Annotated in this window: 17 protein-coding genes; all 17 read left to right on the top strand. The window is 55.7% G+C overall.

Features of this window, described 5'->3' with window-relative positions; genetic code table 11:
* Window positions 1-4: 4 nt before the first annotated feature.
* The 17 genes from NYE69_RS20245 to NYE69_RS20165 all read left to right on the top strand — a co-directional run bounded on the left by NYE69_RS20245 (window position 5) and on the right by NYE69_RS20165 (window position 22,683).
* Window positions 5-985: an ABC transporter permease gene (locus NYE69_RS20245; RefSeq protein WP_082207766.1), complete on the top strand. Its 981-nt coding sequence runs from the start codon at window positions 5-7 to the stop codon at window positions 983-985.
* A 39-nt stretch (window positions 986-1,024) separates the two neighbouring features.
* Complete coding sequence (locus NYE69_RS20240) at window positions 1,025-2,458, top strand: hypothetical protein (RefSeq protein WP_340927619.1); 1,434 nt, start codon at window positions 1,025-1,027, stop codon at window positions 2,456-2,458.
* Between the two features lie 223 nt (window positions 2,459-2,681).
* Window positions 2,682-3,731, top strand: coding sequence for a LacI family DNA-binding transcriptional regulator (locus NYE69_RS20235; RefSeq protein ID WP_340927618.1), 1,050 nt, complete (start codon window positions 2,682-2,684; stop codon window positions 3,729-3,731).
* 450 nt (window positions 3,732-4,181) lie between these two features.
* Window positions 4,182-4,463 (top strand): hypothetical protein, encoded by a 282-nt coding sequence (locus tag NYE69_RS20230; protein WP_340927616.1) that lies wholly within the window; start codon window positions 4,182-4,184, stop codon window positions 4,461-4,463.
* Complete coding sequence (locus NYE69_RS20225) at window positions 4,460-7,441, top strand: beta-galactosidase (RefSeq protein WP_340927615.1); 2,982 nt, start codon at window positions 4,460-4,462, stop codon at window positions 7,439-7,441. Before NYE69_RS20230 ends, NYE69_RS20225 begins: the two co-directional genes overlap by 4 nt.
* 123 nt (window positions 7,442-7,564) lie before the next feature.
* Window positions 7,565-8,434: an ABC transporter permease gene (locus tag NYE69_RS20220; protein WP_340930459.1), complete on the top strand. Its 870-nt coding sequence runs from the start codon at window positions 7,565-7,567 to the stop codon at window positions 8,432-8,434.
* A gap of 12 nt (window positions 8,435-8,446) precedes the next feature.
* Window positions 8,447-9,358 carry a carbohydrate ABC transporter permease gene (locus NYE69_RS20215; RefSeq protein ID WP_036622828.1) on the top strand — a complete coding sequence of 304 codons (912 nt, stop codon included), beginning with the start codon at window positions 8,447-8,449 and terminating at the stop codon, window positions 9,356-9,358.
* A gap of 130 nt (window positions 9,359-9,488) precedes the next feature.
* A complete protein-coding gene (locus NYE69_RS20210) occupies window positions 9,489-11,096 on the top strand; it encodes a DUF3502 domain-containing protein (protein WP_340927613.1) in 1,608 nt (535 codons plus the stop codon).
* A 169-nt stretch (window positions 11,097-11,265) separates the two neighbouring features.
* Window positions 11,266-14,097, top strand: a complete 2,832-nt coding sequence (locus tag NYE69_RS20205; protein WP_340930458.1) for an FIMAH domain-containing protein — start codon at window positions 11,266-11,268, stop codon at window positions 14,095-14,097.
* A gap of 253 nt (window positions 14,098-14,350) precedes the next feature.
* Entirely contained in the window at window positions 14,351-15,739 is a 1,389-nt protein-coding gene (locus tag NYE69_RS20200) for an amidase (RefSeq protein WP_340927612.1), read from the top strand.
* A gap of 270 nt (window positions 15,740-16,009) precedes the next feature.
* A complete protein-coding gene (locus NYE69_RS20195; RefSeq protein ID WP_340927610.1) occupies window positions 16,010-17,497 on the top strand; it encodes a spore germination protein in 1,488 nt (495 codons plus the stop codon).
* Window positions 17,494-18,678, top strand: coding sequence for a Ger(x)C family spore germination protein (locus NYE69_RS20190; protein ID WP_340927609.1), 1,185 nt, complete (start codon window positions 17,494-17,496; stop codon window positions 18,676-18,678). The genes NYE69_RS20195 and NYE69_RS20190 overlap by 4 nt, the downstream gene beginning before the upstream one ends.
* A 9-nt stretch (window positions 18,679-18,687) precedes the next feature.
* Window positions 18,688-18,921, top strand: coding sequence for a hypothetical protein (locus NYE69_RS20185; protein ID WP_036622834.1), 234 nt, complete (start codon window positions 18,688-18,690; stop codon window positions 18,919-18,921).
* A gap of 13 nt (window positions 18,922-18,934) precedes the next feature.
* Window positions 18,935-20,029: a GerAB/ArcD/ProY family transporter gene (locus NYE69_RS20180; protein WP_340927607.1), complete on the top strand. Its 1,095-nt coding sequence runs from the start codon at window positions 18,935-18,937 to the stop codon at window positions 20,027-20,029.
* A gap of 71 nt (window positions 20,030-20,100) precedes the next feature.
* Window positions 20,101-21,363, top strand: coding sequence for a M20/M25/M40 family metallo-hydrolase (locus NYE69_RS20175; protein WP_340927606.1), 1,263 nt, complete (start codon window positions 20,101-20,103; stop codon window positions 21,361-21,363).
* Between the two features lie 43 nt (window positions 21,364-21,406).
* Window positions 21,407-22,204 carry a DUF3100 domain-containing protein gene (locus NYE69_RS20170; RefSeq protein ID WP_340927605.1) on the top strand — a complete coding sequence of 266 codons (798 nt, stop codon included), beginning with the start codon at window positions 21,407-21,409 and terminating at the stop codon, window positions 22,202-22,204.
* On the top strand, window positions 22,201-22,683 hold the full coding sequence (locus NYE69_RS20165; protein WP_340927604.1) for a hypothetical protein: 483 nt from the start codon (window positions 22,201-22,203) through the stop codon (window positions 22,681-22,683). The genes NYE69_RS20170 and NYE69_RS20165 overlap by 4 nt, the downstream gene beginning before the upstream one ends.
* Window positions 22,684-23,293 lie beyond the last annotated feature (610 nt).

Here is a 23,293-nt window from a genome sequence, read left to right as displayed (position 1 = left end):
AGCGATGAGCACAAAAAATAGCGCTCTTACATCAATGGTCAGAGGCAATATCGGCATTATATTCGTGTTGCTGGTTTTATGCGTGATTTTATCGATCGTATCGCCGGTGTTCCTGACGACGGAAAACTTGATCACGGTGCTGCGGCAGGTTTCCAACAACGTTTTCCTCGCTCTCGGCATGACCCTGGTGATGATTTTGGGCGGCATCGACCTCTCGGTCGGCGCGATTGTGGCCGTCTCCGGGACGCTGACCGTCGGCTTTATGGTCAATAACGGCATCCCCATGCCCGTAGCGATTTTGCTGGGAATTTTAATCGGCACGCTGCTCGGATTTTTCAACGGGGTGATCATCACCCAATTTAAATTGCCTGCATTTATCGTGACGCTAGCGACGATGAACATCGCCCAGGGGATCGCTTATATTTACAGCGGCGGACGGTCGGCCCGCATTACCAACGACGCCTATACCCAGCTGGGGACGGGGAAGCTGTTCGGTTTTTTGCCTCTGCCCGTACTATATATGGCCATCTTGACGGTTATCTTCATCGTGTTACTGAACAAAACGAAGTTCGGAACCAACATCTTTGCGATCGGCGGCAACCGGGAAGCGGCCCGCCTGTCGGGCGTGCGCATCAAGAAGGTGGAGATTGCGGTGTATACGCTGGCCGGGCTGCTTTCGGCACTGGCGGGCATCGTGCTTTCGGCGAGAATGTATTCGGGCCAGCCTTCGGTTGGCCAGGGCTATGAAATGGACGCGATCGCGGCCTGCGTGCTGGGCGGAGTGTCCATGGCCGGCGGGCGGGGCCGCATCAGCGGAACGATCTTCGGCGTCATGATCATCGGGGTCGTAAGCAACGGTTTGAACCTGATGGGAGTCAGCTCGTTTTGGCAGCTGCTGGTTAAAGGTTTGATCATCTTGATCGCCGTCCTGATCGACGCCCAGAAGGGCAAAAAGCTTCCGTTTTCCTTCAAATTCGCCAAATAAACCGCAGCATCAGACCAACCATGAAAAGAGGTTTTGACTATGGACACAACAGCGCAAGCATTCAAATATAAATTTCAAATCATGCTGAACAATCCGGACCATCTGCCGAGACAAAACGAGCCGGTGATCACCAAGCTGAATTTCTCCGATTACCGGGTTCACCCGGGCAGCCTTGAACTGTATGACGACCAAAACCGCAAGGTCCCGTTTCAACTTATAGACGTGGTGCTTGACGGGGAATTTATCCGGGAAGCGTCGATCGTTTACGTGGTCAGCATGGACAAACGGGTCGCCTCGTACTCACTGTATGCCGGCGGCAAACCGCTTGCTGAGGTCCCTGAGTATAAGGGCATTCAAAAGCTTGAGCCCGTGCAGGCGGACGGCTTCCGCAGACTGGATACCGGCTACTATATTCTGGAGCTGTGCTCCGGCACCGCCGACGGCACCTCCTACGGGAAATGGGGCATCCGGTATTTCGAAGCCAAGGAAGAACGGAAAAATTTAATCAAGGATTACTCCAATGCGATCGGGGGATTTTACGGTCCTTTCTTCACCCCGAAAAACGGGCTGATCAATCCGCCGGAGCACACGAAGGTGGAATACGTCGTCGAGGCCGAAGGCCCGATCTACTGCCGGTACCGCATGAACGGCCAGGTACCCGACGGATTGGACGAAAATCTGAAAGGGAAAAAGTTTTCGGTGACCTGGGAGTTTTTCTACAATTCGCCCTGGTTTCGCAGAAAATACGAGGTCGATGATTTCTCCACCACGGTGGACGGCATCCCGGTCGTCAACAAAATTACCGTCGGAGACGAATTCGAGAGCGGACAAGGCAACCGCGTCTTTAGCTCCTTCGCTTCTTACGGGGGTACGTATTACCGGGAAGGCGACCTGTATGCCAACATTTTGTCGGACGGCGTGCACCGTCTGCTCGCTGACGCGGACAAGCTGGGGAACGACAAGCTGAAGCAGTACAAGGCGAGCATCGGGGAGAATATCAACGAGGTGTCCTGGGACTATTTCTGGCGACTCTTTTGCATCCGGGACGGGATTTTGACGGCGGAGGAAATCAAGGCGCATATTGCCGAGATCATCCCCGAATCCCATAAACAGGTGCACCAAAGCGAGCGGAACGAACAAGTGCTGTTCCAAAAGCAGGTGGACGTCAACAGTGCGCCCGAGCAGACCATTTTCCCGCTGAGCGCCAACAAAACCGCCGAGATCAACGATGAAACCGGCTATGCCATGGTGTGGTACACGAGCGCGGTCGTATCGCGTTACCAAATCGTGCAGCGCAGCGATTCCGGCTGGGTGAACTGGGGCACGAACGGAGAGAATGAGCACCCCGAGCTGCCGACCGGCTCGACGATTTATACGGCTTACGGCAAATTTGCGGACTGGGAGAAGCAGGCGGATGCGATGGAGAAAAATATCGACTCCAAACAAGGGCTGGCGCAAATGATTAACGATTAAGGCAAGAGCAATCGATCTTTGCCGATCCATTGTTATCGCTTTGCCATATTTCGCAGCGGTCGTCCCGAAGCGGCCGGCACAAAGGACCTCCAATCCGCCTGGCGGGGAAGAGGTCCTTTGTGCATTTTTTAACCGGGAGCCGCGGCGGAACGCCGGTTTTCATTTAACGAGGATTCTGGTATACTTGGTTTCGTCCCCAATAAATGCCAAGTAGGTGACTTTTGTGAAACCGGTTACAGTTTACGATATCGCGAAAGAGGCGAATGTTTCCGTGGCTACGGTTTCCCGGGTGCTGAACAATACGGCTCCGGTCAAAAAAGAGACCCGGGAGCGCATCAACGAACTGATTAACAAATACCAGTTTCAGCCGAACGCGCTGGCCCGCAGTTTGACCAAAAAGGAGACGGGGATGATCGGCATCATCCTGCCGGACATTACGAATCCTTTTTTTCCGGAGGTATTGTCCGGGTTCGACCGGGAGGCGAGAAAGCAAGGTTATACTTATTTCCTTTGCGACACCGTGTCCGCCAACGGGGACAGCGCCGACCAGTATGTCCGCGAATCGCAGTATTTGAACGTGCTGACGGAGAAGCAGGTGGACGGCATCGTCATGCTGGGCGGGCGGATCGATCTGGCCAAACCCGGAAAAGAGCTTACGGAGGAAGTCGTCGAGGTCGGCAAAAGACTGCCTTTGCTGCTCATCAACGGACGGCTGCCCGGATCATCGCTTAGCCGGGTGGCCGCGGACGAGCGGCTTGGCGCGGAACTGGCGACCCGGCATCTCATCGGGCTGGGGCACCGCGACATCGCCGTTGTCGGCGGATATCGGCATATGTCGAATACGCTGCAGCGAATAGCGGGGTTCACGAAAACGATGGAGCGGCACGGCATCCCGGTGCGGAGGGAATGGATGCTTCACGAAGGTTTTTCCGTGGCGAGCGGCACGGCGTTTATGGATCGGCTGTTAAGTTTGCCGCAGCGGCCGACGGCGATCTTCTGCCTGAACGACCTCGTGGCGATCGGCGCGCTCAAAGCGGCCGCCAAAGCCGGGCTGAAAGTGCCCGGGGACATTTCGATCGTCGGCTATGACGACATTCCGTTCGCGTCCAACAGCATTCCGGAGCTGACCACCGTATCGCTGCGCGCAAACGAGCTCGGACGCACGGCGGCCGAAATTCTGCACAAAATGATAACCAAGGACAAGGTAGCCAAGACAACCTTGCTCAAGCCCGAGCTGGTCGTGCGCGAATCCACCGCCGCCCCTGCCGAATAACGATTGACACAGCAGGGGGAGCAGGGAGGAGGAATGCCTGAATAAAAGTGTTGACAACGCCTGTGACGTCAGGCTAAAATAGCGAATGAAAACCCTTACATTCCATGGGCCAACCCCGGTCCAACGATTCAACCGTTCCAAAATTTATGTAATATGCATTGATCGCAGCAACTTTCTCCGCAACTAACTTACAATCGACCTTGTAATCTTACCGCGAATCGCAATCCATTAGAGTTTCAAGTTGCATTTCTCCTATGTTTTTCAGCGTGTTTTTTCTGGCTTTATTTAGAAGCGGCGTTTGACAGCCGGCTACCGGTACGCTCAACCGTTCCCGACTTCAAAATAGCGGCACTTTAAGTACTTATATTGGGAGCCGTAGCATGTTCATCCCCATTAGAGGCATTTTATGTACTTATTTTCCTAAGAATGGCCCAGTACGGAGGGGTTTTCTTGCGACTGGGGAAAATAGCGGCAAAATTTCCCTTTATTTCTCGCGAATTGCCTGATATCGCCGGGATAACGACAGTTTTTGCGCTTATTTTTACCCCTGAGACTTTCAAAGCATTTTTCCGAATTTCAGACCTCTGTGTGGCCATTCCCAGAAATGAAACCCGTTTCATTCGCTGTGGCCGTGATGCCCAAAAATTATTTTTTGCATATAATGAAACGGATTTCATGAAATGGGTTTCACTAAAATTCAGCAAAAATTGGCGAGGAGTGATTCAAGCTTGAGTATCCGTGTCCGTGTCCGCGCCGAAGCGGCCGTAAGCTTTGGCGGCAATGCCGTCCGAATCGGCGGGGAGAGCGTGCTCCTTTTATCGGCTTCGCTGTTCTACTTCCGAATCCCCCGCGAACATTGGCGGGAGAGGATGGAGCAGGTTAAAGCGCTGGGCTACAACAGTATCGATGTTTATTTTCCTTGGAACTTTCATGAACGGCGGGAAAACGTTTGGGATTTCGAGGGGATGCGGGATGCGGAAACGTTTTTGCGCCTGGCCGCCGAATCCGGACTGTGGGTGATCGCGCGGCCCGGGCCGTACATCTGCTCCGAATGGGACGGAGGCGGGCTGCCGGCTTACCTTTACGCCAAACAGCCGCCGATGAAGTTAAGGGATAACGATCCGGTTTTCCTGGAGCATGTCGGCAGGTGGTATGACAAAATCATGCCGATCCTGCAAAAGCAGCAAGCCGGTGCAGGGGGAAGCGTGATTTGCGTGCAACTGGACAATGAGCTCGATTTTTACGATTGCGACGACCCCAAGGGGTATATTTCCGCGCTTCGCGATCTTGCTTTGACGTATGGAATCCGGGTTCCGCTCACCGCGTGCGCCGGACAGGGCGGGCTGCTTCAAGCCTCGGGGCTGGCGGAAGGCGTGGTGCCGACTTGCAATTTTTACCCGCATGACCGCGATCCCGAATTCGAGAGCAAGGCGCTTCATTACCGGGAGAAGCTTGCCGATTTGCATGTTCCGCTGCTGGTGACGGAGACGAACCGCACGCATTACCTGCTGCGCCGGCTGCTGTCGGCCGGGGCCAAGCTGCTCGGGCCGTACCTGCAAGTATCCGGGACGAATTTCGGATTTACGAACGCAACGAACAATTGGGGGAAACCGCTGGCATTCCTCGCCTCGGACTACGACTTTGGGGGGATGATCTCTCCGGAAGGGCATATTCGTCCGGAAGCGTATGAAGGCAGGCTGCTCGGCAGGCTGATCCGCGCGTACGGAGCGGCGCTGGCGGAAGCGGAGCCTGCCGCTAAGCCGGCGTGGAAGGCCGAGGGGGACACGGAACATGTTTTTGGTCCCTTTGCGCTGGGGCTAGCAGGCGGTGGTCAGCTTGTTTTCATCACCAACGGGGATGAGCGCGACAAACGGATCGCGCTGCGAGCGGCGGATGAAGGCCTGCTTCCCCCGTCCTCCGGAACACTGAAGCTTTCCGGCTTAAGATCCCTGGCTTTGCCGGTCGATGTGCCATTGTCCGTTTGGGGCCTGCCAGGACGTATTGTTTATTCGACGGCCGAGCTTTATATGGCGGAGCGGCAGGAAGGGGGAACGGTGTTGGCTTTCCATGCGGCGGGAAACGGGGAAATAGCGCTGGCGATCGATGCGCCGGTGGCGTCGGCAGCGGCGGAACAGGCGACGCTTGAACAAACGGATCGCCAGCTGCGCGTCAGGTTTGCCGGGACCGGGACGGCTTTGTGCCGAATCCGGTTGGAGGATGGAAGGTTGTTGACCCTGATCGTCACTGACCATTTGAAAGCGCTTTATACCGAGGGTATCTCGATAAACGGCAAGATGACAGTCACCCTGCCGTCAGCCGAAACGGAGCAGCCCGCAGATAACGTTGCTGCGAACTGGCGCTTAAGCTTGGCGGATGGAGGTAAGCTGGGTGCGTATGCTGACAAGGTCGGCGAAGCAAGCTCGCAGGCGCCGTTTCTGGAGCAATTGGGCGTTTACCGGGGGTTTGCTTGGTACGAAGCATCCGCCTTAGTGCCGGTGGGCGCGAAAATCAGAGGTTTTCTTGTCCGCCAAGGCAGCGACGTCATTTCGCTGTACGCGGGCGGCCGGTACATCGGAACAGTGACCCCTGGAGGAAGGAGCGCCTTCATTTCGGCCGAAATGGAGGATTTCCCAGGGGGGACGCTTGGGCTGCAAGCCAGGGCGGAAATTTGGGGGCACACCAATTTCGACGATGCCCGGCTCCCGGGGCTCAGACTGCCGGCGCTGAAGGGCATCGGCGGACTCACGGCGGTTACCCGCGTCCGCGACATCAGCTCCAACTGGCGCGTGTTCCAGCGGGCGGCTGAGGCGATCGGGTCAGGCGTTGCGGAAGTCCGCGGGACCGGCAAGACCGGCAAGACCGGCAAGACCGGCAAGGCAGAGATGATCGATAAGGCAGAGATGATCGATAAGGCAGAGATGATCGATAAGGCAGAGATGATCGATAAGGCAGAGATGATCGACAAGATGGATAAGATCGCCAGGATTGACCCCGCCGATGAATCGCTGTGGCCGCTGGTCGGCTTTGGCGGTTGGCTGACGGCGGACCAGCGGTCGCATGAAATTTTCCGCAGGGAGTTCGGGCCATTGGAAGGCGCCGATACGTGGGTGCTGCATTTTAAGGACCTGGAGGCCGAGGCGCGGCTCGAAGTCAACGGGAATGATGCGGGCCCGGTTCAGCGGTTTGATCCGTTCATCGATATCACCCCTTACGTTACCCATGGTGAAACCGTCCGGTTGACGGTGTACTTGAAGCGAACCCTTGGGCAATCCGCCGGACGCGTCATCATTTATGAAGGCTATGCGGCCAAAGGGTTCGCCGTCTTCGCCGCGGAGGAGCCGCAGCTAACGGCCAGCGCCGAAGCGGTCCAAGCGTCCGCCGCTGCGCAGGAGCTGCCGCTGACGCTCGCTTCCGGCGCCGCCGGCTGGCTGCTTGGCCGCGTGAAGAGCTCCGCGGCGGGCAAGGGCTGGCGAGTACGAGCAGCCGGCTCCGGCCTGAAGCTCACGGTGTTCATGGGCGAGCGGATCGTCGGCCGGCTGTGGCTCCCGGGAGGCGCGGCAAGGCCGGTGATCGCCGGAGGCAGCGCGGACTCGTTTTATTTGCCGGGTCCATGGCTTGGCGCGGAAGGCGAACCGCTATCCATCTTTCTTGAGGCCGTTGATCCGCAGGCTCACGGAAAGCTGGAGTCGCTCGATTTTATACCGGTATGAAAGGAGGCGCCGTAAATGGCAACCGTTTCGCAAACGCAGGCGCAAACCGGGCGGCATCGCCGCCAGCCGCTTCATGGCGGCGGCCGCTGGAGACGTTTCCGCAACAACCGAACGCTGCTGCTGATGTGCCTGCCGGCCATCCTGTTTTTCATCGTATTCGCTTATTTGCCGATGCCGGGCCTGTATCTTGCGTTCATTAAATACAACTACACGGACGGCATTTTCCGCAGTCCGTTCGTCGGCTTCGACAACTTCAAATTTCTCGTGATGACCGGGGACCTGTGGCGGCTGACTTTTAACACGGTCGTGTACAATCTGGCTTTTATCTTACTGGGGAACGTGCTGCAAATCGTCGTCGCCGTTTTCCTTAACGAAATCCGCCAGAAATGGTTCAAAAAAGTGACCCAGACGCTCATGTTCCTGCCGCATTTCATTTCGGCGGTGCTGATCGGCCTGATCGCGTACAACGTGCTCAGCTACGACTACGGGCTGCTGAACAGCATTTTAACCTCGCTTGGCATGGACCCGGTCAAAACATATTCCAATGCGAGCATCTGGCCTTTCATTATCGTGCTGACCTACTTATGGCAGTCGACGGGTTACGGCTCCATCGTCTATTTCGCGGCGATTATGGGGCTCGACAACGAAATCATCGAAGCTTCGGAGATCGACGGGGCGAACGCATTCCAGCGCATCCGCTACATCGTGCTCCCCTGGCTGAAGCCGACGTTCATCATTTTGCTGCTGTTCTCGCTGGGCGGCATTCTCCGCGGCAATTTCGGCCTGTTCTTCAACCTCGTCGGGGCCAACAACACAGCGCTGTACGCCACGACGGACATTATCGAAACCTATGTATTCCGCGCGCTCATGACCAACTTCAACTTCTCCATCGGCAGCGCGGTCAGCCTGTACCAATCGGTGTTCGGCTTTTTCGTGGTGATCACGGCCAACTGGCTGGTCAAAAAAATCTCCCCCGACAACTCTCTCTTCTAGGAGGCGGCGCGCATGGATGATACCCACGAAACCCGCAGCATACGCACGGATTTGAGCGGGATCGTCGTCAAACTGGTCGGCTATGTGTTCATCGGCCTGTTCTCGCTGTTCTGTCTGCTGCCGTTTCTGCTCGTACTCGGCACTTCTTTTACGGCGGAGGCGGCAATCAAAAAATACGGCTTCAATTTTTGGCCCAGGGAATTCAGCACGTTTTCCTACAAAATCGTGTTTGAGAACCCGGGGCTCATCGTCGGCTCCTACCTCGTGACGATCGGCATCACCGTGGTGGGGACGGCGGTGGGGCTGTTCCTGGTGGCCATGACCGGGTACGCGCTGCAGCGGCCCGATTTCCAGTACCGCAATAAAATTTCTTTTTTCATATATTTTACGACACTGTTTTCCGGCGGGTTGGTGCCGTTTTATCTGCTTGTGACGCAGTACCTGAGTTTAAAAGACAACTATCTGGCGGTGCTGCTGCCGGGGCTGCTCAGCCCGTTTCTGATCATCATGATGAAAAGCTTCGTCCGTTCGATTCCGCATGCGATCACCGAATCCGCCAAAATCGACGGGGCCGGCGACTTTACGATTTTCGTGCGGCTGATCCTGCCGATGACGACGCCGGCGCTGGCCACGATCGGCCTGTTCATCGCCCTCGGCTATTGGAACGAATGGTACAACTCGATGCTGTTCCTGTCGCCGGATGTGAAGTACCGGCCGCTGCAATTGTTCCTGTATAACGTGATCACCAGCGCCGACTTTATCCGCAACTCGGCGGCGGCTTCCAACGTGGAACTGCGCGACGTGCCGCTCGAATCGATGAAGATGGCCACGGCGATCGTGGCGACGGGGCCGGTTATTTTGTTTTATCCGTTCGTACAGCGCTATTTTATCAAAGGGATTACGGTCGGTGCGGTCAAAGGCTGAGGAGGTCATACGTTTAAGTGAGAGTTCAAGAAGTCAGGTAGCCGATACTTTGTAGTCAACTCTTTCTTATATCTTCAAAAGATGACTTTTTGAATAACCTCAACACCTATTCAAAAGGGAGGTCAATTCCATGAGCAAGTGGAAAAAAGGGTTAAGCCTGCTGCTGACGGCGATGCTCGTGTTCGTGCTGGCATCGTGCGGCGGGGGTGGCGGCGGAGGCGGAGACGCGAAAGGGAGCGCCGGCAATTCCGGGGGGAACTCGGCGAATCCCGGCACGGAGGACAGCGGAGATATCGACACGTCGAAGTTCGTCAAGATCAGCTATCTGGTGCTTGGCGACAAGCCGAAAAACGGGCAGTTCGAAAAGGTGCTGGCCGAAGTGAACAAAATCATGAAGGAAAAGATCAACGCCGAACTGGAATGGAAATGGATCGAATGGGCCGACTGGCAGACGAAATACAATCTCGCGCTGGCTTCCGGCGAGCCGTACGATCTGATCACGATCGGCACGGACTGGCTGGACACGTGGGGCAACGCGCAGCGCGGCGCGTTTATGAACCTTGATGAACTGCTGCCCAAATACGCGCCGGAAACGTGGAAGTCGGTTCCCGAGGAAGATTGGAAGGAAAGCATGTACAACGGCAAAATCGTGCTGATTCCGGAAAACGATTACACGCAGTGGGTGAACCACGGCTTTTTCTACCGCGGCGACTGGGCGAAGGAAGCCGGGATCACCGAACCGATCAAGGATTGGGAAGGCATCGGGAAGTACCTGCAGTATATCAAGGACAACAAACCGGATGTCATTCCCTGGGACGCCGCATCGGGCACGCAGACATGGGGCGGATTCGTGCAGTCCTACACCGACGAGCTGGAGCTGCCGATCTCGACCGGTTTACTGCCGGTCTACACGGCCAAATCTTATGAAGAGAAATTTACCGTCGTCAGCCCCGTTTTCGAGGACGTGTTCTTGGACTACGCGACGATGATGAAAAGCTGGGCCGATAAAGGCTTCTGGCGCGAGGATGCGCTGAACAACAAAAACAATAACCGGGACGCGTTGAAGGCGGGTCTGTCCGGCCTTGACCAGCATCACACCCAGACGTTCTCCGGCTTGCGGGTGGAGATGGACCGGCTGCAGCCGGGGTCGGAGCTGCAAATGTTCCCGTTCTCCCGGACGCGCGGCACGAACCTGATGGAGCTGTCGATCACGCACGGCGGCACTTCGGTTGGCGCGCACAGCAAAAACCCGGAGCGCGCTTTGATGGCCTACGACCTGATCCGCAACAACGAGCAGGTTTACCACTTGCTCAACTACGGCATCGAAGGGGTGCAATACGTGATCAAGGACGGCAAACGCGCCCGTCCTGAAGGGTATGACGACGCCAGAGACAACTTCTACTCCGATTTCTGGGGCGGCCGGGTCGACAAGTTTGAAATTCCGAGCGAAACGACCTGGGATCAGATCGAAGAGACGCTGTACGCCGAATACGACAAGCTCAAAAAGCCTTACGTTTACGGGCAATTCGTGTTCGACAAGACGCCCGTGGAAGCGGAGCTGACGGCGATTTCGCAAGTAACCGGGGAACTCGGTCCGGCGATCGTAATGGGCAAGGCGGGCGATCCGGCAGCGGCGGTGGAGGAGTTCCGCAGCAAACTGAAGCAGGCCGGGTACGACAAAGTGCTGGCCGAGCTGCAAAAGCAACTGGACGCGTATAAAGCGCAGCTGGGCGAGTGACCTCGGCGATCGACGCTGCTGATCCGGTAGACTGCTTGCCGTCATGCAGCGGATAGCTGGCCGGGAGTTCACGCAAAACGTGAGACGGAGGGCGGATGCCGATGGACGTCAGCTCTCCGCTATCCCGGCAGAGCAACCATTTCATTTCAAGGAGGGAATTTATATTTTGATGCTCAAACGCCTCGCCAAACCTTTATTGCTTTTCCTTGTCGCTGCGTTGGTTTTAGTTCATTTTGGCCCGGTTCCTAACGTTTCGGCCCAGTCCGAACCGCTGGGGGCGAGCACGGTGAGAACGGCGTTTACGCCGGACCAAATCTGGGCGGATACGAGCGGCGATCCGATCGACGCCCATGGCGCCGGAGTGATGTTCGATGACAAGACGCAAAAATATTACTGGTACGGTGAATACCATCAAGGCGCTTGGCCGGCGGCCGGGGTGCGCGTTTATTCTTCGGCGGATTTGCTGAACTGGAAGGATGAAGGCATGGCGTTGACAATGGTGAAATCGATGGCCGATTTTACCGACGATCCGCTTATTTCCGAGCTGTACGCCGGGCGGACGGATACTTACAACATCTGGGCGGACATTCGCGTTGGCCGGATCATTGAAAGACCCAAGGTCATCTATAATGAAAGAACGCAGAAATACGTGATGTGGGCCCATATCGACGGGGACAAAAATCCCGAAAACAACGCGCAAAACTACGGAAAGGCCCAGGCCGGATACGCGATCAGCGATTCGCCGACAGGGCCGTTCGTATACCAGCGCAGCTACCGCATGGATCAATGCCCGCCGGATCAGGTCGACTATCAGCCCGGCAACCCGGGCATGGCGCGGGATATGAACCTGTTCAAGGACGACGACGGCACGGCTTATCTGATTTACTCCAGCGAGGAAAACCGGACGATTTACATTTCCAAGCTGCTCGACGATTATTCGGACGTAGTCGGCTGGCATAAGGACGGGAACGTGGAAGAAAACGGCAATCCCGTTCGCGATGCGGTTTACAAAGGCGTTTACGGCGAGGATTATGTGCGAGTATTCCCCGGAGGGGTGCGCGAAGCGCCGGCCGTGTTCAAATATAACGGCAAGTATTATTTGCTGACCTCGGGCGCGACCGGATGGTCCCCTAACGAAAATATGTTCAGCGTGGCCGATGATATTTTCGGACCGTGGTCGCCGCTGAAAAATCCGTTTGTGCGCACGTCGCCAAGCGATCCCGATCCGGCCAAGGCTTTCGGTTCGCAGACGACAAACGTGATTCCGGTCGATCCGGAACGCGGCAAGTTCATTTATATGGGCGACAACTGGAACGGCGGCAATTTTTCGGCGAACGGCGGCGCGAAATACATTTGGCTGCCGATCGAATTCGGCCAGGGGACGGACATCTCGATTAAATGGTATAGCAGCTGGACACCGGATATCTTGGACCATATGGGCGGCGTGGAAGCCGAAGTGGAACTGCCGGAAGTGATTGAAACCGGCACGCTTCTGAATTTGCCGATTGAAATCGAGGTGACGCCGCACGGCGCTTCGGCTTCCATAACGACACCAGTCGTTTGGACCGTTGGCGGCCAGCCTTTGGGTGCCGGTACGTTTGCGCTGCCGGGCGTTTATTCGCTGCAGGCAACGCTGCCGGAATTGGGCGGCAAAACACTGCAGTTCAGCCTGTACGCCGTTCCGAAAAACACGATTTATTTCGTGAACAGCGGCGGTCAGGAGACGAGCGATTACCGGCTGATGGCCTCTTACCTTGAAGCGGCGCTGCTCAATAAGGGCACGCCGGAACAAGCGTACGATCCGGGCGATCCCGCGGCTTGGGGGTATCTTGGGACAGCTTCCAAACCAGCCGGTGCGGAGAGCGGGGATATTTTTACGACCCTAAGGTATTTGAATGGAGGCAACGTCGTCAACTCTCCCGCCGGGACCGATCTAACCTATAAATTCACGGTTGATAACGGAACCTACACGGTTTATACCGGCTTTAACGACATCTGGCGAAACAGTACGCGCAAAGCCGACTTATATATCAACGGGGAAAAGAAAACGGCGATCACCTTCATTGCAAACCGGGTGTACGGCCATGCCGCGGATGTGACGGACGGGACGATCGAGATCACGGTGCGAAACACGGCGGCGCAGGATCCGCTGATCAACTGGATCATGATCGTGGACGATTCGCTGCCGGAGGACCCGCTGCAAGGGCTTCGCGCCCACGGGGAGAACGCGGGTTCGGCCTCGCTTAGCTGGAACAAGGCGCTCGGCGCGATAGCTTACACCTTGTACCGGTCCACCCGTGCAGACGGAACGTACGAACCGGTCTACCATGGCAAGGAAACGGAGTTCACGGACAGCGGCCTGAATCCGGCGGCGAACTATTACTATAAGATCAGCCACACGGATCTGTCAGGCGAATCGCCCTTATCCGCGGCGCTGCCGCTGCGGCAGGATCAAACGCCGCCGGGATTCAAGCTGCTCGCGGGCGGAGCCGAACTGGCGGAAGGGGATTCTTTTGACGACTTCCTGCCTTTAACGTTCCAGGTGTCCGATGATCAGTCGGAGCTTACGGCCGCGCGGATTACGGTGACGGGAGCCGTATACACGGTGGATTTGACGAAAGGAACCAGCGTCGAAATCAATTTGGCGGGGAAAGCCGGCCGCCATGTTGCCGAAATCAGCGCGTTGGATGCGGCAGGGAACGAGCTCAAGGGCACTTTCGAATTTCACGTCACGACCAGCATCGCCTCCATGACCAAACTGTTGGAGCGGTTTGCGCCGGAGCTCAGCCGTCCTCTCATCAAGCCGCTCGCCAACAACCTCAAACAGGCGCGGCGCGAGTTGGATAAAGGACGCCCCGATAAGGCGGCTAAGCATATGCGCGATTTCCTGAAGCACCTGAACAACCCGGCTTTGGCCCGGGAAGGGGATGAACGCGCGAAGGCCGTCCTAAACGCGGACGCCGAGGTTTTGATCCGGCAATGGGACGGTGAACAGCCATAAATCAAAATGCGGAACCTCCGAACAACGATTCGGAGGCTCCGCTGTTTTTAAGATATCTGAAAAGTATTCTTAGAGAGTATGGCGAGAGGCGAATTTCTTATGGAGCAAATGTTTTGTCAGTGTTTTTTGGAAAGTTTGCAAGCGAAGGGTTGGCCCATACCTTTCTATCATTTTCCGAATAGATTGCAAGAGAGGATGCGCGCATCGCATTCTCTCACTTTCATCGGGTTTTGGTAGAAAGGAGAGGCTTCAAATGGGGAGAATCACGATCAGGGAGCTGCAAAACGGTTACTCCGGCCGCTTGTTTACCCCGCTGGAAATCACAAAAAGGTATTTGAGACGAATCTTGCTCAAAGATCCCGCGCTGAACTCGTTTATTACGATCGCCAAGGAGCGGGCGATTCTGGAAGCGAAACGGCTTGAGGCCAAAGCCAGGGCCGGCGAACAGACCGGTGCGCTGTACGGCATCCCGCTCGCTTACAAGGACAACATCGACACCAAAGGAATCCGCACGACCAACGGCTCTTCCATCGACGCTTATAACGTGCCTTATAAAAATGCGGCGGTCGTTCAGCAGCTGCTGCTCAAGGATTCCATTCTGCTTGGCAAAAATAATCTGCACGAGTACGCCCTCGGCGTAACTTCCAACAATCCGCACTACGGTCCCGTCCACAATCCGTGGAATCGGGAATATACGCCGGGCGGCTCCAGCGGCGGATCGGCGGCGGCGGTGGCCGCCGACTTGACCGCGGCTTCGATCGGTACGGATACGGGCGGCTCGGTACGCATCCCGGCAGCTTCCTGCGGCGTCATCGGCCTGAAGCCGACCTACGGTAAGGTGCCGACAAAAGGGGTGTTTTATGTATCGTGGACGCTGGATCATGTCGGTCCGATCACGTCCACGATGAGCGATTTGGCGGTGTTGGCCGGGGCCATGCTGGGGCAGTCTTATCTGCCCGACCTGAAGACAGATATTCGGGGGCTGCGGATCGGCGTGCCCACCAGTTATTTTAACGAGCGCATCGATCAGGAAACTTACGGTCTGTACCTGCGCGCCCTGGAAGCGCTGGAGGCGCTCGGCGCGATCCTGATCGACACGGACGTGTCGTTTGTGGCCGGAAACGCGGAAACGTCGCTGACCATCGCCGCCTCGGAGGCCGGCTATGTCCACCGGAGCAGGATGGAGTGCTGCCTGTCCCAATACGGAGAGGATGCGAGAGCTTTGCTGGAATCGTCGCTGGAGATCACCGCTTTGCGGTATATCGAGGCGCTGAAGGCGAAGGAACGGTATGCGGAAAAATTCGCCCGCCTGTTCCGGGAAAGCATCGATGTGCTGGCCACGCCCACCATTCCGATTCCGGCGCGGAAAATCGGCGTCGACGAGGTGCGGTTCGGCCCCTATACGGAGAGCGTTTTTGACGCGATGACCCGCTACACCGGCATTTTCAATATGGCGGAGGTGCCGGCCTTGTCGATTCCGTGCGGTCTAACCTCCGAGGGCCTTCCCGTCGGCCTGCAACTCGTTTCTGCCCGCGGCCGGGAGGATCTGCTGATCCGGGCGGGCTACGCCTATGAGCAGGATCAGCTTGGGGATTTTTACCGGGAGCGGGATAGAGTCTGTGCCGGATATATTTCGGAATGATTTTCTTGATCCCTTACCTTAGCCCCAACCCTCGCCTGCTGCTCCCTTAACGAAAGGGATAATCTTGAAAAGGCAGCAGGCAGGGACAATACGCGAGCCGTTTGGACAGCCCCCTCAGCCACTTACTCTTTAGCTTTTTTCTTAAACCGTATACGGCCAAAAGAATGGATATCACTGGTTTGCTGAATTTTTCAGAACGCATTGACCATAATAAGGTAAGGATGTCCGACGACAGCCACAGAAACGAGCCATGGCTTGGGAGGAGCGGCGATGCAGAACATTGGCGAGACAACAATAGCGCCGCGTTTGGATGAAAATGCCGCGCGGCTGTACGAGGTCTACGCGGATAGCTTTGACGCCGTGTTTCATGATTTCAACTGCGGCGGAAAGCGGGCGGTGCTCGTATATTTGGACGGTTTGTCCGATACGGAGAAGATCGACGAACAGATTCTTGGACCCGCGTTGAAGCTGCCGGAAGGGGAGGGACTGGATGGCCTGTGCGCATGTTTGCCCGTATCCGCGTTTTCCCGAACCCTCTCGTTTGAGCAAATCGTTGCGGAAATCGGCAACGGCAATCCGGTGCTGTTGATGGACGGTGAAGTGGAGGGAATCTCGTTTAGCCTGGCCAAATGGGACAAGCGGTCGATTTCGGAACCAGAAGCGGAATCGGTCGTGCGCGGCCCCCGGGAAGGCTTTGTGGAAACGCTGACGGTCAATGTATCGATGATCCGCCGCAAGCTGAAGTCGCCCGAATTGAAGATGCGGGCCATGGAAATCGGCCAGTATTCCCAAACCAAGGTCGTGATCGCTTATTTGCACGGTGTTGCGGATTCCGCGCTCATCGCGGAAATCCAAAAGCGGCTGAAACGCATCGATGTGGACGGTGTGCTCGAGAGCGGTTACATTGAAGAGCTGATCGAGGACAATCCATACTCGCCGTTTCCGCAGCTGCAGTCGACGGAGCGTCCGGACGTGGTCGCGGCCGGACTGTTGGAGGGCAGGGCGGCCATACTGGTCGAAGGAACGCCGATCGCGCTGATCGCGCCGACAACGGTTTTTGCGTTTCTGCAATCCCCCGAGGATTACTATCAGCGTTATTATATTGCTTCGGCTATTCGCTGGCTGCGTTACCTGTTTGCGTGTATCGCTTTGATCGGTCCCTCGTTTTACGTGGCGATCGTCACGTTTCATCAGGAAATGATTCCGACTACGCTGCTGCTCAACATGGCGATTTCCCGGGAACAAATCCCGTTTCCCGCCCTGGTGGAAGCGCTGTTGATGGAGTTTACCTTCGAGGCGCTAAGGGAGGCCGGAGTGAGGCTGCCGAAGCAGATCGGCGCGGCGGTCAGCATCGTGGGGGCGCTGGTCATTGGACAGGCGGCGATCTCGGCGGGCCTCGTCTCTTCCCCGATGGTGATGGTGGTCGCGATCACCGGCATCGCCTCCTTTCTGATTCCCCACTTCACCTTGGGCATTTCCATCCGGCTGCTAAGGTTTCCGATGATGTTTCTGGCCGGATTCCTCGGTTTCTTCGGATTAATGATGGGGCTTACGATCATTCTAACCCATTTGTTCGCACTGCGTTCCTTCGGGGTACCGTACGTATCGCCGGTTACGTACACAAGCGTCAACGCTTTGAAGGATACGATGGTCCGCGCCCCTTTCTGGAAAATGAACCGCAGGCCGCGTATCGGCGTCCTGAATCGCTACCGCCAGGGTGCGGGTCAGCGTCCGGGGCGGGAGGGCCAAGGCCGATGAAGCCCGGCAAATACCGGCTCGCCGTATGGGTGTTGCTCGGAATGTTTCCGCTGTTGTCGGGCTGTTGGGATCGGACGGAGGTTAACGATTTGGCTTTAATCATGGCGGCCGGACTCGATGAAGGCAAGAACGGAGGCATTGAACTTTCCGTACAGGTGTACACTCCCAGCCAAGCGTCCGGCGGGGGCGGCGGACTGGAAACCGGCGGCGCGGACGGTACCGGCGGCGGCCAGGTTATCGTGCAGAGCATACGCGGAGCCGATTTCGCGGACGCTGCGGCCAAATTGCAGGAACAGCTTCCCCGCCAAGTGTTCTGGGGTCACAGCGAGGTATACGTGCTGGGCGAACAGCTTGCCCGGAAAGGAGTTCTGGATCAGATCGATTTCCTGTTCCGCCATCCCCAACCGCGCGAGCGGGCTCATGTTTTCGTCAGCAAGGGTAAAGCCAAAGATATTCTAAGCATGAGCACCCGCATCGAACGGGACAGCTCCGAAGCGCTTCGGGAATTGTCCAATCTGTCGATGGGGATGGGGATTACGATGAAAGATTTAAACCAGATGCTGACCGGCCGGTCAAAGGCTGCCGTTTTGCCGCTGATCGAAATTAAGCGGGAGCAGGGCAGCGATTATTCCTTTCCGGTCATTTCCGGCGTTGCGGTTCTGAAAGACGGGAAGCTGGCGGGCGAATTCAATGAAGACGTCCGCCGGGAAACGCAGTTGATCCGGGGTGAACTGAACGTATTGAACATGACGTTCCCCGTAGAAGGAAAGAAAGAAGAGGAAGAGGGGCTTATGTCCGTCCGCATTATCAAGTCGCGCGCCAAGCTGGTCCCGGAGATCTGCGGTGATCGGTGGAGGTTGACGGTGCTGGTGGAAGGCGAAGCGGTCGTGCAGCAGAACGAATCGGCGGTCGATGTGACGAAGCCGGAGGAGCTGCCGCGCTTGGAGAAACTGTTAAACCGGAAGCTGGCGCAAAAAGTGGAACAGGCCTTCAGTCAGATTCAAGCGGAAAGCCGGGCGGACGTTTTTGGGGCGGCGGACGCGTTTTGGCGGAAATATCCCCGGCAATGGGCCAGGGAGGAAAGCCGATGGAACGATATTTTTCCGAACGTCGACATACTTGCCGCAGCCAAGATTCGCATCTTGTCGCCGGGTTTTTCCGGGAAAAGCCTGCATAAATGAGGGAAAAGCATGATCGGTTTAAAAGTGATCGGCATCAGCCTGCTGGCCGCCGCCTTGTTTCTGTATGAGCTCCCCCTGCTGCGGGCGGGAAAAAAGAAAGAAAAAATCGCATTTGCCGTCCTGACCTTAGGAGGCTGGGGGCTGGGCCTTGTGTTGTTGTTCGTCCCCGGTTTGCCCGGTCCCACCGAACTGATCAACTACGTGTTCCGCCCCATCTGGATGTTATTGACTCCCGAGGGATAGAGGTGCGTACCGTATGGAAAAGGAAAAGATTTCGAATATACAACTTGCCTTTATGATGTATTTGATGGTCGGAGGCACCTCGATTCTCGTCGTGCCGTCGTTCACCGCGGCGCAAGCCAAGCAGGATATGTGGATATCCCCCGTTCTCGGTTCGGTGTTCGGGCTTCTCATCGTATGGCTGACGTGGAGCTTGCACCGGATGTTTCCGGGAGAGACGTTGATCCAGTATGTGCAGCGCGTACTCGGAAAAACGCTGGGAAACGCGTTCATCGCCGTGATCCTGTTTTTCCAGATCGACGCGATCGGGTTAATCGTCAGGGAATATGCGGAATTTACCGTTCAAGCGTTCTTGTCGCAAACGCCGCTCGTCATTATTATCGCCAGCATTGTGCTGACGTGTTCTTTTGCGGTCAGGGCGGGCGTGGAAGTTATCGGGAGGTTCGGATTGATCTACGGTCCGCTGTTCTTTTTGTTTGTGCTGGCCATCTTTTTATTGCTATTGCCCGATTACAAATTTACGAACATGCTTCCCGTATTCGGACTGGGGATTCGTCCCGCTTTAAAGGGGGCGTTGGAGCCCTCGGTTTGGTTTATGGAGTTTTTGTTTATCTACTCTTTTTACCCGTCGGTCCGCCAAGGGGATCAGACCTTAAAAGGAGGGATATTCGCGGTCGCGCTGATGATGTTCACGATGGTGATCACCAATTTCACCTGCTTGTTCCTGTATGGGGAAGCTACGGCCAACCTCACTTTTCCGACGCTTTCGGCATCGCGGTACATCAGCATTTCGGACTTCTTTTCCCATGTGGAGGCGATTGTGATGGCGCTTTGGATGCTGGGCGGTTTTGTGCAAATTTCCATGTGGTACTATTCCTTGACGGTGAGTACGGCGCAATGGCTCAAGCTGGACAACTACCGTTTCCTCGTGTTTCCGGTCGGCCTGCTCATCGGGGTTTTCAGCATCTGGACGGCCAAAAATTTTCAGCAGATGCTGAAATTTTTTCCGACCGGAGGAACGGGGTTTTCTTTTGTTGCCCTGTTACTGATGCCGCTTCTGCTGTATGCGGTGGCGCTGATTCGGCAGAAATTTTTTTTCAACAAATATTGACATGATTCGCTGCATTCAAATAAGATTTAACTTATATTTATACAAACTTGGATTTGTGGAGGTGAAACAAATTGTTTTTCAAACAACAGTATGAAGAGATCGCCAAAATCGGAAAAACGATTTTCGACCATCCCGAGCTGGGTTACAAGGAGTTCTCAACAAGCGCATTGGTGTCGGATTATTTGCGGAAAGTCAACCCCGACGCCTCCCTGGAAACGTTCAGCACCACCGGTATCAAAACGACGCTCGGACCGGGCAAGCCGTTACATATCGCGTTTATCGCCGAGTTGGACGCCGTTTACGCGCCGACTCACTGGCGGGCGGACGAAGAGACCGGGGCGGCCCATAACTGCGGCCATTATACGCAAGTCGCCATCGCGCTCGCCCTGTACAACTATTTCTTGACGACGAAAGCGTATGAGGGGTATGATTATACACTTTCGTTCGTTTTTGTGCCTGCCGAGGAATACCTTGATCTGGCCTACCGGGAAGAATTGCTGAAGCAGGGGAAAATCTCCTATTACGGCGGAAAACCGGAAGCGATGAAGCTGGGCGTCTTTGACGGCATCGATATCGGGATCTGCGTTCACGCCATGGGCGGGGAATACCCGCGGCGGACGATTGAGATCAATTGCGATTTGGCCGGATTTTTGTACAAGAAGTACAGCTTTAAGGGCAAGGCAAGCCACGCCGGATTTGATCCGTTTTCGGGAAACAACGCGTACAGCATGTCCACTTTGTTCAACGTGGCGCTGGGCCTATGCCGGCAGCAGCTCAAGGATGCGGAGAAGGTGCGCATGAACCCCATCGTGATGTCCTCCGATATGTCCACCAACGTCATACCGAACCAGATTACGGTCGGCACGGATCTGCGGACTCAAACCGTCGATTATATGACCGAGGTGGCCGCGAAAATGGACGACGCCGCCAAAGGCAGCGCGCTGGCGCTGCAGGGCGAGGTCGCCATCGAGACACAGATGGGGTATTTGCCGTTCGTGCAGGACCGGTATTTATCGGAATTCGTGCTGGAAGCGTTCCGCGAAACCGGGGAAATCAGCGATTGTCTGAACAATAACGCGATCAGCGCGGCCGGCGACATCGGTGATTTATCCTTTATGATCCCCTGCATTCAGATTGGGTACAGCGGTTTTACGGGAACAATCCATGGGGACGACTTTAAGGACATCGACCCGGAATTCATTTACGCCGTATTCCCCGAATTTTTGACCCGGGTGTTTGAACGCATGAACGGGCGTATCGACCCCAGCAAGCTGTACCGCCGTTCTTTCGCCGATTACGAGAAGCTGCTGGCTTCCATCGTGACGCCCGCTTGAGGCGCGGACGGAACGATGACGAAAACTTACCGAGGAGAGACCCATGAAGCCGAAGTTAAACTTTATTTATTTGCTTGTTTTTGTACTTTTGGTCATCACCGTTGCCGAGTGGATCGGCATCCAGTCGATTCCGGTCGGCTCGGTGCGCATTAGTTTGCTGCCGCTCGTTTTCGCCATCCTGATTACGATGGTTTTGGGCTTGGCCATATTCCGCAAAGGATTCATGAAAAAAATCTACAGCAAAGAAAACGTGGATTTTGCCGGCAAATATCTGATCTTTATCATGCTGCCGCTCATGGCCCGGTACGGAGCCGATATCGCTCCGAAAATCCATGAGATTATGCAGGTTGGCTGGGTATTTATTCTGCAGGAAATCGGCAACCTGGGGACCGTGCTGCTGGGCTTGCCGGTGGCCATTTGGATCGGCCTGCGGCGCGAAGCCATCGGAGCCACGCTCGGCATCGGGCGGGAAGGCGAACTGGCGTACATCTCCGAGAAGTATACGCTGGACTCCGACGAAGGCCGAGGCGTGTTGTCCCTTTATATCATCGGAACCTTATTCGGCACGCTGTTCTTCAGCATCATTGCGCCGTTGATGAGCGCGGCCGGCTTCTCCGTTGAAGCATTGGCCATGTCTTCCGGGGTCGGCTCCGCGAGCATGATGACCGGGGCATCGTCAGCGCTGATCGCGGGTACGCCCGAGAAAGCCGACACGATCACCGCGTATGCGTCCGCCAGTCAGCTGTTGACCAGTTTCCTCGGCACGTACACGATGGTGTTTTTGGCGGTGCCGCTGCAGCGTTTTATGTACAAACTGTTGGTTAGGGGGAAAGCGAAATGACGAGCGGATTGAACAAATACGTCAAATACGCTTTAGTGCTGCTGCTTAGCGTGGCGCTGATCCTGTTCACGGAACAGATCAAGCATCTGAAAAATCCGGAATCCGGCTCCATTTCCTGGGATACGATCGGCGGGCTTGCCGTGCTGTGGCTGTTTTCCTTTATCGGTATCCTCATCTCGGCGGTCATGAAGAAGGTTCCGGTCAAATTTCTGCAGGAATTTCCGGTGCTTGGCTGGGTGTCAATCACTTCACTGATCTTCTGTCTTTCCTCCGATATGTTCGTAAACGCGATTCAAGCGGTGAATTTTCTCTCGATCACGACGCCGATCCTGACGTTCGCGGGCATTTCGGTGGCCAACCGGCTGGCGGATCTGCGCAAAACGTCCTGGCGCGTTGCCATCGTCGCCATTTTCGTCTTCACGGGAACGTATCTGGGCAGCGCTATTGTGTCGGAAATCGGTTTGGCCTTTACCCGCTGATTTCCGCGGGTAGAAAGCGGCGGCTAACCTTGGACCTGGTATTTTGCGGGTCGCGGTTGGCCGCCGTTTTTGTAATCTAACCGCTACGCGGGGCCACCGCGAAATTAGCGGTATATAAGGGCGTTATTTTCTCCAAAGCAGGGAATCCATCTGAAATAAAGGAAAATTTTGTCGCTATTTTCGGCAGAAGAGAGCGAAAAGGTGTTTTTTTCAAGCCAGGAATAAAATAGAGGTCCAAAATTCCGCTATTTCACGGACGAGGAATCGAAAATCAATAATAACGCCCAAAATTACCGCTATCTGGCCGCATTTTGACGTATATCACCGTTAGCTTGAGCTGTATCTTCTGGACTTGTAGTAGTCGTGTCCCATACGGCCGTGCCGGCGCTTGTAATCCGAAGAGGAGCCAAAAGGACGAGGGTGCCCGTAGCTGCTGCTATAATGTTTTCCGTAATGCCTCCCCGCGCTGCTGCCGTATCGTTTTCCGTGATGCCTCGCCGAACTGCTATAACGCCTTCGGTGCTGATGATGAGACATCGAATGCAGGAACTTATCGATGAATCTTCTTAACATTGTAATCACTCTCCTTATTTGTAATCATTATTGTTAT

This window comes from Paenibacillus sp. FSL R5-0527, assembly GCF_038008055.1.
Lineage (GTDB): Bacteria > Bacillota > Bacilli > Paenibacillales > Paenibacillaceae > Fontibacillus > Fontibacillus macerans.
The sequence above is the reverse complement of the archived record's forward strand: the minus strand, read 5'-3'. Positions and strand labels throughout refer to the sequence as shown.

What these genes read in the sequence shown, in the direction of transcription:
- NYE69_RS20180 (WP_340927607.1), top strand. Translation starts at nt 18,935, where the DNA reads ATGGAAAAGGAAAAGATTTCGAATATACAACTTGCCTTTATGATGTAT.
- NYE69_RS20195 (WP_340927610.1), top strand. Translation starts at nt 16,010, where the DNA reads ATGCAGAACATTGGCGAGACAACAATAGCGCCGCGTTTGGATGAAAAT.
- NYE69_RS20210 (WP_340927613.1), top strand. Translation starts at nt 9,489, where the DNA reads ATGAGCAAGTGGAAAAAAGGGTTAAGCCTGCTGCTGACGGCGATGCTC.
- NYE69_RS20240 (WP_340927619.1), top strand. Translation starts at nt 1,025, where the DNA reads ATGGACACAACAGCGCAAGCATTCAAATATAAATTTCAAATCATGCTG.
- NYE69_RS20245 (WP_082207766.1), top strand. Translation starts at nt 5, where the DNA reads ATGAGCACAAAAAATAGCGCTCTTACATCAATGGTCAGAGGCAATATC.
- NYE69_RS20205 (WP_340930458.1), top strand. Translation starts at nt 11,266, where the DNA reads ATGCTCAAACGCCTCGCCAAACCTTTATTGCTTTTCCTTGTCGCTGCG.
- NYE69_RS20185 (WP_036622834.1), top strand. Translation starts at nt 18,688, where the DNA reads ATGATCGGTTTAAAAGTGATCGGCATCAGCCTGCTGGCCGCCGCCTTG.
- NYE69_RS20215 (WP_036622828.1), top strand. Translation starts at nt 8,447, where the DNA reads ATGGATGATACCCACGAAACCCGCAGCATACGCACGGATTTGAGCGGG.
- NYE69_RS20190 (WP_340927609.1), top strand. Translation starts at nt 17,494, where the DNA reads ATGAAGCCCGGCAAATACCGGCTCGCCGTATGGGTGTTGCTCGGAATG.
- NYE69_RS20165 (WP_340927604.1), top strand. Translation starts at nt 22,201, where the DNA reads ATGACGAGCGGATTGAACAAATACGTCAAATACGCTTTAGTGCTGCTG.
- NYE69_RS20200 (WP_340927612.1), top strand. Translation starts at nt 14,351, where the DNA reads ATGGGGAGAATCACGATCAGGGAGCTGCAAAACGGTTACTCCGGCCGC.
- NYE69_RS20220 (WP_340930459.1), top strand. Translation starts at nt 7,565, where the DNA reads ATGTGCCTGCCGGCCATCCTGTTTTTCATCGTATTCGCTTATTTGCCG.
- NYE69_RS20170 (WP_340927605.1), top strand. Translation starts at nt 21,407, where the DNA reads ATGAAGCCGAAGTTAAACTTTATTTATTTGCTTGTTTTTGTACTTTTG.